The organism is Neisseria sp. HMSC055H02, from assembly GCF_001813335.1.
Taxonomy (GTDB): Bacteria; Pseudomonadota; Gammaproteobacteria; order Burkholderiales; family Neisseriaceae; genus Neisseria; species Neisseria sicca_C.
In genome coordinates this window covers 57,262-68,501 of record NZ_KV812067.1, presented here as the reverse complement: position 1 = coordinate 68,501, position 11,240 = coordinate 57,262, and the positions used below count along the sequence as shown (strand labels likewise).

Sequence of the window (11,240 nt, the reverse complement as noted above, 5' to 3'; positions counted from 1 at the left end):
GTACCGGTTTAAAGTTAATCCACTATATCTGCAGCTTTCTTTTAAACAGGGTGAAGAAAGGTCGTCTGAAAGCCGACGATATCAGCTTTCAGACGACCTTTTACTGTTTTCAAACCCGAATCAGTCAAACAGTTCGCCCACTTTGTCCCAAAACGATTTTTTGCGCGGGGTTTGGCTGCGGTCGAGACCGGTGGAGATTTTCTCGAACTCTTCCAGCAACTCTTTCTGGCGGTCGGTCAGGTTGACCGGCGTTTCCACCACAACGTGGCAGTACAAATCGCCCGTCGCGCTGGAGCGCAGGGATTTGATGCCTTTGCCTTTGACGCGCATACGGCGGCCGGTTTGCGTTTCTTTCGGGATGTTCAGTTTGACTTTGCCGTCCAAGGTCGGAACTTCGACTTCGCCGCCCAGGGCTGCGACGGCGAAACTGATGGGCAGCTCGCAATGCAAATCCAAGCCGTTGCGTTCGAATATTTTGTGTTCTTTGACGCGGACGTTGACGTACAAATCGCCTGCGGGCGCGCCGTGCGTACCAGGTTCGCCTTCGCCGCTCAAGCGGATGCGTTGACCGTCGTCGATGCCGGCGGGGATGTTGACTTCAACGGTTTTGCTGGTTTTGGTGCGGCCTTCGCCACGGCATTTGACGCACGGGTCTTTGATTTCCTTGCCTGTGCCGTGGCAGGTCGGACAGGTCTGCTGCATTTGGAAAATAGCTTGGCGGACGTGTACCGTACCGGAACCGTGACAGGTTGAACAAGTCGATGCGGACGTACCGGGTTTTGCGCCGCTGCCGTGGCAGACATCGCATTCTTCGTAGGTCGGGATGTTGATGCGTTTTTTGATACCTTTGGCGGCATCTTCCAACGTGATTTCCACGCCGACCTGCAAATCCGCGCCTTGATAGTTTGGCTGACGGCCGCCGCCCCCGCCTCCGCCGAACATTTGGCTGAAGATGTCGGAAAAGTCGAAGCCCTGCGCGCCGCCGAACCCACCAAAACCGCCGAATCCGCCTGCGCCGCCGCCCATGCCCTGCTCAAACGCGGCATGGCCGTATTGGTCATACATGGCGCGTTTTTCTTTGTCGGACAAGGTGTCGTAGGCTTTTTGAACTTCTTTAAATTTTTCTTCCGCTTCTTTGTCGCCGGGATTGCGGTCGGGATGGTATTTCATCGCCAGCTTGCGGTAGGCTTTTTTGATTTCGTCGTCGCTCGCACCGCGCGCCACGCCGAGTGTTGCATAAAAATCTTGGTTGCTCATGATAGTAATGGTTGTTGATATGTGTAAAAACTAGGCTGGATATATGGGTGGAGTGAGGAAAACTCAAGAGTAAAAGAGCAAGATATGATTTATAAAAAAGGTCGTCTGAAATAGTTTCAGACGACCTTTTGCTTGATTTGCAGCAATTATCAGCAGCGGCCGGCTGCTTTTAATAATGCGTTACAACTTGACCCGCCCCGACTTCCTTTGCCGCCGTGAACATTTGAACCGGAACATAAGGCATCAGATGAAACCGCTCCCATGACGGTGGTTACATAGCAAGAATACGATTTACCGCCTGTTGTTGCTACGAATTTGACTGAATCGATATCTCCATGGCGATTTGAAATACTGATGCTTTCAACAGGAACATTTAATGCAAATGCGGCTTTATTTTTTAACGAATTGTCAGAAATGGTCTTATTACCGACCACCCCGCAAGCTGACAAAGCCAATGCCATCAACAACCCTAATGTGTATTTCATACAAAATCTCCTTTAATGCCAAAGTTATAATCCGAAGAGAAATTGTAAAAAGAAATAAAATAAAGTCAATATTTTTTGGAAGAAGGGTAGAAATTTGGAACTGGTTGGTATTCATATCAAAACCAGCCTGCCTATTATATAATTGCGCTTTTATTATTCTTTCTCATTGTTATTTAAGTCTAAGACCATCATGCAAGAACATTACCAGCCCGCCGCCATCGAGCCTGCGGCGCAGAAAAAATGGGACGACGCCCGTATTTTCAACGTCTCCGAAGATGCTTCCAAACCCAAATACTACTGCCTTTCCATGTTCCCCTACCCCAGCGGCAAGCTGCACATGGGGCATGTGCGCAACTACACCATCGGCGACGTATTGAGCCGCTTCAAACTCTTAAACGGCTTCAACGTCATGCAGCCTATGGGTTGGGACGCGTTCGGTATGCCTGCGGAAAACGCAGCGATGAAAAACAACGTCGCCCCCGCCGCTTGGACCTACAGCAACATCGAATACATGAAAACCCAGCTCAAAAGCCTGGGTTTTGCGATTGACTGGGAGCGCGAAGTCGCCACCTGCAAACCCGAATACTACCGCTGGGAACAATGGCTGTTTACCAAGCTGTTTGAAAAAGGCATCGTCTATCGCAAAAACGGCACGGTAAACTGGGACCCCGTCGACCAAACCGTCCTTGCCAACGAGCAAGTCATCGACGGACGCGGCTGGCGTTCGGGCGCGTTGATCGAAAAACGCGAAATCCCGATGTATTACTTCAAAATCACGGATTACGCCGAAGAGCTGCTCAACGACTTGGACAAGCTGGAACACTGGCCGGAACAAGTCAAAACCATGCAGCGCAACTGGATCGGCAAATCACGCGGTATGACCGTGCGCTTTGCCGTTTCAGACGACAGCAAGCAAGGCTTGGAAGGCGATTACGCGAAATTCCTGCAAGTTTATACCACCCGTCCCGACACGTTGATGGGCGCGACTTATGTCGCCGTTGCCGCCGAGCATCCGCTGGCAACCGCCGCAGCCGCCGACAAACCCGAATTGCAAGAGTTTATCGCCGAATGCAAAGCCGGCTCGGTTGCCGAAGCCGATATGGCGACGATGGAGAAAAAAGGCGTGCCGACCGGCCGCTATGTGGTTAATCCGCTTAACGGCGACAAGCTGGAAGTGTGGATTGCCAACTATGTATTGTGGGGCTACGGCGACGGCGCGGTGATGGCGGTTCCGGCGCACGACGAACGCGATTTCGAGTTCGCCACCAAATACAATCTGCTGAAAAAACAAGTCATTGCCGTCGGCGACAACGTATTTGACGCAAACCAATGGCAAGAATGGTACGGCGACAAAGAAAACGGCGTATTGGTCAACAGTGGCGACTTGGATGGCATGAATTTTCAGACGGCCTTCGACGCCATCGCCGCCAAACTGCAAAGCCAAGACGCGGGCGAACCGAAAACCCAATACCGCCTGCGCGACTGGGGCATTTCGCGCCAACGCTACTGGGGCTGCCCGATTCCCATCGTCCATTGCGAAAAATGCGGCGACGTCCCCGTCCCTGCCGACCAACTGCCCGTCGTCCTGCCTGAAAACGTCGTACCTGACGGCATGGGTTCGCCTTTGGCAAAAATGCCCGAATTTTACGAAACCACCTGCCCATCATGCGGCGGCGCGGCAAAACGCGAAACCGACACCATGGACACCTTCATGGAATCGAGCTGGTATTTCTTCCGCTACATGTCGCCCAAGTTCGCAGAAGGCATGGTATCGACCGAAGCCGCGAAATACTGGGGCGCGGTCGACCAATACATCGGCGGTATCGAACACGCGATTCTGCACCTCTTGTACGCGCGCTTCTTCACCAAACTGATGCGCGACGAAGGCTTGGTCAGCGTGGACGAACCGTTTGAACGCCTGCTCACGCAAGGCATGGTCGTCTGCGAAACCTACTACCGCGAAAACGCCAACGGCAGCAAAGACTGGATCAACCCTGCCGATGTCGAATTGACTTTCGACGACAAAGGCCGCCCCGTTTCCGCCGTCCTCAAAGCCGACGGACTGCCCGTCGTCATCAGCGGCACGGAAAAAATGTCCAAGTCCAAAAACAACGGCGTCGATCCGCAAGAACTGATTAACGCCTACGGCGCGGACACCGCCCGTCTGTTTATGATGTTCGCCGCACCGCCCGAACAGTCCCTCGAATGGAGCGACAGCGGTGTCGAAGGCGCACACCGCTTCCTGCGTCGTCTGTGGCGCACCGTTTACGAACACCTGAAACAAGGCGGCGCGGTCAAAGCGTTTGCAGGCAGCCAAGACGGTTTGTCTAAAGAAATCAAAGACCTGCGCCACAAACTGCACGCCACCACCGCCAAAGTCAGCGACGACTACGGCCGCCGCCAGCAGTTCAACACCGCCATCGCCGCCGTGATGGAACTGCTCAACCAATACGACAAAACCGACACCGGCAGCGAACAAGGCCGCGCCGTCGCCCAAGAAGTATTGGAAACCGCCGTACGCCTGCTGTGGCCCATCGTGCCGCACATCTGCGAAACCCTGTGGAGCGAATTGAACGGCGCGAAACTGTGGGAAGCAGGCTGGCCGACAGTCGACGAAGCCGCCTTGGTCAAATCTGAAATCGAAGTCATGGTTCAAGTCAACGGCAAACTGCGCGGCAAAATCACCGTCGCCGCCGACGCCTCCAAAGCCGACCTCGAAGCCACCGCACTCGCCACCGAAGGCGCGGTGAAATTCATGGAAGGCAAGCCTGCCAAGAAAATCATCGTCGTACCGGGCAGACTGGTGAATATCGTGGTGTAAAGCCGATTCGGCATTGATTGCTGTAATTAAGATAAGGTCGTCTGAAAACTTGGAAACAGGGTTTTCAGACGACCTTTTTAAGGTAGATTGGGTTGATAAGTCTAACAATCCATTGTATTCCTCACGATGTTTTGGCACAATTCCAAGCCAATCAACCACGCTTATACTCTGCATCCTAATGGCTTCAAAACCCTTCCTAAAATGGGCAGGTGGCAAACATAAACTTGTCCCCTTTATCGAACACAACCTCCCTTCTTCTGCACGAAAACGTCTAATTGAACCCTTTTGCGGTTCTGCCGCTTTGTCTCTTGCATTGGATTTCGAACATTATCTGCTCAATGATATTAACGCTGACGTAATCGGCTTATTCCGTATCCTAAAAGAAGAAAAATCCGGATTCATCGACTATGTCCGCTCTTTCTTTACTTCCGAAAATAATAGCGATTCAAAATTTTATGAATTGCGGGAACAATTCAACTTCAGCCAAAACCTACACGAACGCTCAGCACTATTTATTTATTTGAACCGCCATGCTTTTAACGGTTTATGCCGTTACAACAGCAAAGGGGCATTCAATGTGCCGTTCGGACGCTACAAATCGCCCTACTTTCCCCAACAAGAAATGGAAGGTTTCATTCAAAAATCTGACAGAGTTGAATTAATGTGCGGAGATTTTCAGACGACCCTATCTCTAGCAGACAATACGGATACTGTTTATTGTGATCCTCCTTATGCGCCTTTAAGCCCAACCGCTTCATTTACCACTTATGCCAAAGAAGGTTTCAATTTAGACGATCAAATCCGCCTTTCCCAGTCAGCCCAACAAATTGCACCTAACTCTCAAGGTGTTTTGATTTCAAATCATGATACTGAATTCACAAGGGATATTTATTCTTCTGCCATTCTGAAAACAGTTGAAGTACAACGCAATATCGCTGCAAAGGGCAGCAGCCGTAAGAAGGTTGGAGAATTGCTGGCAATTTATGAGTGATTTCGACAAACTGGCTGAAGAAGCCGCCATTTATCAAAACCGGTTGAAAAAAATCGTTTCAGACGACCTTGTCCTCTACAACGAAAATTCCCTTAACGTCATGCGGAAGATATTGGAAAAACATCCAAACGGCTGTTTTGATATGATTTTCGCAGACCCACCTTATTTTCTTTCCAATAACGGCTTCAGTTGTCAAAACGGACAAATGGTTTCCGTCAATAAGGGCAACTGGGATAAATCCAAAGGAATGACGGCAGATTTGGAATTCTACGAAGAATGGCTCCGACTGTGTTACGCCTTATTAAAACCAAACGGCACAATTTGGGTTTGCGGCACATTCCATAATATCTATTTAATCGGCTACCTGATGCAAACCATCGGCTACCATATTTTGAACAATATTACTTGGGAAAAACCCAATCCTCCCCCTAATTTGTCCTGTCGTTTCTTTACCCATTCAACAGAAACAATCTTATGGGCAAAGAAAAATAAAAAAGCCAAACACACGTTTCATTATGAAACCATGAAAACACAAAACGATGGCAAACAGATGAAATGTGTTTGGACATTCCCTCCTCCAAATAAAGCCGAAAAAACATTCGGCAAACATCCGACACAAAAACCACTCGCCTTGCTTGAACGCTGCATACTGTCAGCTTCAAACATTGGAGATTTAATTTTTGACCCTTTCATGGGCAGTGGCACAACAGGAGTCGCCGCCTTAAAACATGGTCGGAAATTTTGCGGTTGCGAACTAGAAGAAGATTTTTTTGAATTAGCAAAGAAAAGGTTAGAAAAATGATTATTGGTGGAATCGGCGGTGCAAAAACACAAACAGGACTCAGATTCGAAGAACGCACAGACTTACGACAGCTGTTTGAAGAAATTCCCGGGTACGACTTAAGAAAAACAGATGATAATGCTGGTTATGAAGTTTGGTTTAATGGAGAATTGAAGGCTTATTGTTTCAAAAAATATGAGTTTTACCGATTTTTGGAAAGACCGGAATACAATATTAATTGGAAAGACCATCTGTCTAAAAGATTACTGCCCGACAATGGGTTATTTATCATCATCCGTGATACCTTATTTATCATTGAAATCAAATTTCAACAAACCCCTGGTTCCGTAGATGAGAAATTACAAACTTGCGACTTTAAGAGAAAACAATATACAAAATTGGTTCACTCTTTAGGTTGGCGGGTTGAATATGTCTATGTTTTGAATGATTGGTTTACAAAGCCAGAATATAAAGATGTTTTAGATTATATTATCTGTGTTAACTGTCATTACCAATTTAACACGATTCCCTTAAGGTGGTTTGGACTACCTGACGGTGAAATTAATGAATAAATACCATATTTAAAACACAGCCGTTCAAGGTCCTCTGAATATCAATTCAGACGACCTTCACCAATCCCCGCCGTTTTCCGTCTTTCTGCCATTGTGATAAAGTAGCTCGACCTTTTGTTCAAAATACGCGGATTCCGCCACACAGCTTATGGAAACATCCTGTCTTAATAGCCAACAGCTCGTCAACATGGTTCAACAGGGCGAAGGGGGCGACTATTTGGACGGCAGCTACCGTTTTGAAACCTTGTGCAGCGGCATTTCCCTGCATGGCGGCAGCCTGACCGCGCGCAAAACGTTTCAAAGCACGCGCCTGTCGGAGCCTTACATCGCGTTTGTCCTGCTGCTCGAAGGCAGTTTGGATTTCGGCATCAATCGCGAACGTTACCGTATTGAGGCTGAAGGCGGACATGTCCTATTGATTGCGTGCGACGAGGAAATCTTGTTCAGCCGTTATTTGTATGAAGGCGGGCATACGGCGAAACTGACGCTCAAGGGGATAGACCGCTGGCTGGCTCGCCCGCAATATGCGGGTTTGCTGCAGGCGGTTTATCGGGAAAAAGTCAGACATTGGCCGCTGGATGGCAGTTTGCGCCGCCTTGCTTTAAGCAGCTTGAAGGGGGCGGAGCAAGGCGGATTGGCGGACGACTTACAGCGTGAAGCGGACGTGTTGCAACTTTTGGCTGGACTATGGACGGATTTTCTCAACCGCTATCCCTATACCGAAACCGCCGCCGAACCGCCTCATCCTTCAGAAAGTTTCATCCGTCTGCTCAACCAGGCATTCGATGCGGGCGCGCACCAAGTATCTGCACTTGCCGACGCGCTGTATATCAGCGAGCGGACGCTGCAACGCCGCCTGAAAGAATCGTTCGGTACGACGGCGAGCGAGTGGCTGCGGCACAAGCATATGCAATATGCGCTGTATGCTTTGGGTACGGACAGCGTCAGCATAGGAGAAACAGCCTACCGTTGCGGCTACGCCCATGTTTCAAGCTTTACCAAGGCATTTCGCGAATATTTCGGCTGCACGCCGGCGGAGTTGAGAAAACGCGGCGAGTGATAGGGTAAATAGTGAGAGGTCGTCTGAAAACCATGTTTCAGATTTTCAGACGACCTTTGTTCACATAAACCTGTTAGATGTTTGACGGCGGTTGGAGTGGAAGGATTTGAGATGCTGCAAATCGTAGCGTGGGCTATGCCCGCGAAATACAAAATCTTGCCGAGACTATTCCGCCTTATGTGTTCCGTAGGCAAAGCCCACGCTACGGCTGCTAAAAATAAGTGAAGCATTCATAAGCGGGGGACTACATAAAAACAAAGGTTGTCTGAAAACCCGAAATGCGGTTTTCAGACAACCTTTTTCTTACGCCTTATTGTGTTTCGCGAACCTTATTCGCCGTAATAGGCTTTGGTCAGGATTTCTTCCATGTCGGCGACCAATGCGAGACGCGGGTTGGCGGGGGTGCATTGGTCTTCGAAGGACAGCATTGCCAGTTCTTTGCGGCCGTCGATGAAGGTTTTTTCGTCTATGCCTTGTTCTTTGAACGACATTTTGATGCCGACGTTGACCGCCAGTTCATGACAGGCGCGGGCGAAGGATTCTACGCCTTCGGCAGGGGTGGCGCACGGTAGGCCTAAGGTACGGGCGATTTCCTGATATTTCAGGTCGGCTTTGTAGTAGTTGTACTTCGGCCAGGTGGCGGTTTTCTGCGGGCGCGTGCCGTTGTAGCGGATAACGTGCGGCAGCAGGATGGCATTGGCGCGGCCGTGCGGAACGTGGTATTTGCCGCCGATTTTGTGCGCCATCGAGTGGTTGATGCCGAGGAATGCGTTGGAGAACGCCATGCCTGCGATGGTGGAAGCGTTGTGCATGTGTTCGCGCGCTTCGGGGTCGGACGCGCCGTGTTTGTAGGAGCGTTCGAGGTATTGGAACACGAGCTTGATGGCTTGCAGGGCGAGGCCGTCGGTAAAGTCGTTGGCGAGTACGGAAACGTATGCTTCTACGGCGTGGGTCAGTACGTCCAGACCGGTGTCGGCGGTTACGCCGGCGGGGACGGTCATGGTAAACGCGGGATCGACGATGGCAATGGTCGGGGTCAGCGAGTAGTCGGCGATGGGGTATTTTTTGTCGCCGTCGCTGATGACGGTAAACGGCGTAACTTCGGAGCCGGTGCCCGATGTGGTGGGGATGCCGATGAATTTGGCTTTTCGGCCCAACTCGGGGAAGCGGAAGGCGCGTTTGCGGATGTCCATGAATTTTTGGACGAGGTCTTCAAAGTCGACTTGGGGCTGTTCGTAGAAGAGCCACATAGCTTTTGCCGCGTCCATCGGCGAGCCGCCGCCCAGCGCGATGATGGTGTCGGGCTGGAAGCTGCGCATCAAATCGGTACCTTTATAGACGGTTTGGACGCTCGGATCGGCTTCGACGTCGGTGAAAAGCTGGATGGTTACTTTGTTTTTGCGTTGGTGGAGCTGGTGGGTCACTTTATCGACGAAGCCCAAATCGACCATCGAACGGTCGGTCACAATCATGACTTTTTCGCAGTCTTTCATGTCTTGCAGGTATTGGATGGAATCGCGCTCGAAATAGATTTTGGCGGGTACTTTGAACCATTGCATGTTGTTTCTCCGACGGCCTACTTTTTTGATGTTTAACAGGTTGACTGCGCTGACGTTGCCGCCGACGGAGTTTTTGCCGTAAGAGCCGCAGCCCAAGGTCAGGGACGGCAGGAAGGCGTTGTAAACGTCGCCGATGCCGCCGAAGGTGGAGGGCGAGTTCCAAATCACGCGCAGGGCTTTGACGCGGGTACCGAAAGTTTTTGCCAATTCGTGGTCGGCGGTATGGATGGCGGCGGAGTGTCCCAAGCCGTCGAAGGCGACCATTTGTTCGGCAAACTGCAAACCTTGTTCGGTGGAATCCGCTTTGAGCATTGCCAGTACGGGCGAGAGTTTTTCGCGGGTCAGCGGCTCGTTGGGGCCGACTTCGCGGCATTCGGCGATGATGATGTTGGTTTTTTCGGGGACTTTAAACCCGGCCTGTTCGGCAATCCACGCTGCCGGTTTGCCCACAACGGCGGAATTGAGTTTCGCGCCGCCGCAGTTGGCGCAGTTTGCCGTGACGCCGAAGATGAAGTCTTCGAGCATGGCTTTTTCTTTTTTGTTGGCGAAGTACACGCCGTAGGATTTGAACTCTTCGACCAACTCTTTATAAATCTCTTTATCGGCGATGACGGCTTGTTCACTGGCGCAGATCATGCCGTTGTCGAACGCTTTGGACATCACGATGTCGTGTGCCGCCTGCTGGATGTTTGCCGTTTTTTCGACATAGGCAGGCACGTTGCCCGCCCCGACGCCGAGCGCGGGTTTGCCGCAGGAATAAGCGGCTTCCACCATCGCATTGCCGCCGGTCGCCAAAATCGTCGCTACGCCCGGATGCTTCATCAGCGCGGAAGTGCCTTCCATAGACGGTTTTTCAATCCACTGGATGCAGTTTTCCGGCGCGCCGGCGGCAATCGCGGCATCGCGCACGATTTGGGCGGCGTGGGCGGAACACTGCTGGGCGGAAGGGTGGAACGAGAAAATAATCGGATTGCGGGTTTTCAGCGCAATCAGAGATTTGAAAATGGTGGTGGAAGTCGGATTGGTGGTCGGCACGATACCGCAGACTACCCCGACCGGATCGGCGATTTCGGTAATGCCGGTTACATCTTCTTCGCTGATGACGCCCACGGTTTTCAAATCGCGCAGGCGGCGCACGACGTTTTCGCAGGCAAACAGGTTTTTGGTCGCCTTATCTTCAAATACACCGCGTCCCGTTTCTTCGACCGCATGCATGGCGAGTACACCATGTTTGTCCAGCGTGGCAATGGAGGCTTTGGCAACGATATAATCAATCTGCTCCTGATTCAGCTTGCGAAACTCGTCCAACGAGCGCAAACCCTTTTCAACCAAACTGTTGACCTCGGCGATGGCGGGGCTGACGACATTGTCGGCTGATGCGTTCATGGTGTATCTCCTTGATATAAGGTGGCAATAAAGACGATAAATTTTCACTACGATTACTATAAGTAATTTTGTTACATTTCTCTTTGACTTACATCACAAACCATGCATGCTGTTTTCAGACGACCCCTTTCAGGATTTTTCTGTTTTTAATACATTGAAATAAAATCATTTTAACGAGTTTGATAAAAGAGGCTGCCGAGTCTTCCCCCTTTGCCATATCGCTATTGTTTTATCCGCCGTAATTCACATGAAAACGAGATTTATCGAAATTTGTATCAAAATTACAAATAAATTAAACAAAGCCAAATACAGAAAAAAGGAAAAAGGT

At 50.5% G+C, this 11,240-nt stretch carries 8 protein-coding genes; 5 read left to right on the top strand and 3 right to left on the bottom strand.

The annotated features are described in order from the left end of the window. Window positions 1-120: 120 nt before the first annotated feature. The gene (dnaJ, locus tag HMPREF2907_RS01575) at window positions 121-1,257 is read right to left on the bottom strand and encodes a molecular chaperone DnaJ (RefSeq protein WP_003769239.1); all 1,137 of its coding nucleotides are present in this window, start codon (window positions 1,255-1,257) and stop codon (window positions 121-123) included. A gap of 149 nt (window positions 1,258-1,406) precedes the next feature. Continuing rightward, on the bottom strand, window positions 1,407-1,742 hold the full coding sequence (locus HMPREF2907_RS11490; protein WP_083310641.1) for a hypothetical protein: 336 nt from the start codon (window positions 1,740-1,742) through the stop codon (window positions 1,407-1,409). Between the two features lie 190 nt (window positions 1,743-1,932). Between HMPREF2907_RS11490 and leuS the strand changes: the two genes are divergently transcribed. From leuS to HMPREF2907_RS01550, 5 genes are all read left to right on the top strand, one after another. Then, on the top strand, window positions 1,933-4,563 hold the full coding sequence (gene leuS / locus HMPREF2907_RS01570; RefSeq protein ID WP_070679321.1) for a leucine--tRNA ligase: 2,631 nt from the start codon (window positions 1,933-1,935) through the stop codon (window positions 4,561-4,563). A gap of 178 nt (window positions 4,564-4,741) precedes the next feature. Beyond that, entirely contained in the window at window positions 4,742-5,554 is an 813-nt protein-coding gene (locus HMPREF2907_RS01565) for a DNA adenine methylase (protein ID WP_049224818.1), read from the top strand. Continuing rightward, entirely contained in the window at window positions 5,547-6,356 is an 810-nt protein-coding gene (locus tag HMPREF2907_RS01560) for a DNA-methyltransferase (protein ID WP_070679318.1), read from the top strand. Before HMPREF2907_RS01565 ends, HMPREF2907_RS01560 begins: the two co-directional genes overlap by 8 nt. Beyond that, window positions 6,353-6,907, top strand: coding sequence for a hypothetical protein (locus HMPREF2907_RS01555; RefSeq protein WP_009313076.1), 555 nt, complete (start codon window positions 6,353-6,355; stop codon window positions 6,905-6,907). The genes HMPREF2907_RS01560 and HMPREF2907_RS01555 overlap by 4 nt, the downstream gene beginning before the upstream one ends. Window positions 6,908-7,055: 148 nt before the next feature. Continuing rightward, window positions 7,056-7,967: a helix-turn-helix transcriptional regulator gene (locus HMPREF2907_RS01550; RefSeq protein ID WP_070679315.1), complete on the top strand. Its 912-nt coding sequence runs from the start codon at window positions 7,056-7,058 to the stop codon at window positions 7,965-7,967. 329 nt (window positions 7,968-8,296) lie between these two features. Here the strand turns inward: HMPREF2907_RS01550 and adhE are convergent, their stop codons facing one another. Continuing rightward, window positions 8,297-10,912 carry a bifunctional acetaldehyde-CoA/alcohol dehydrogenase gene (adhE, locus tag HMPREF2907_RS01545; RefSeq protein ID WP_070679312.1) on the bottom strand — a complete coding sequence of 872 codons (2,616 nt, stop codon included), beginning with the start codon at window positions 10,910-10,912 and terminating at the stop codon, window positions 8,297-8,299. Between the last annotated feature and the right edge of the window lie 328 nt (window positions 10,913-11,240).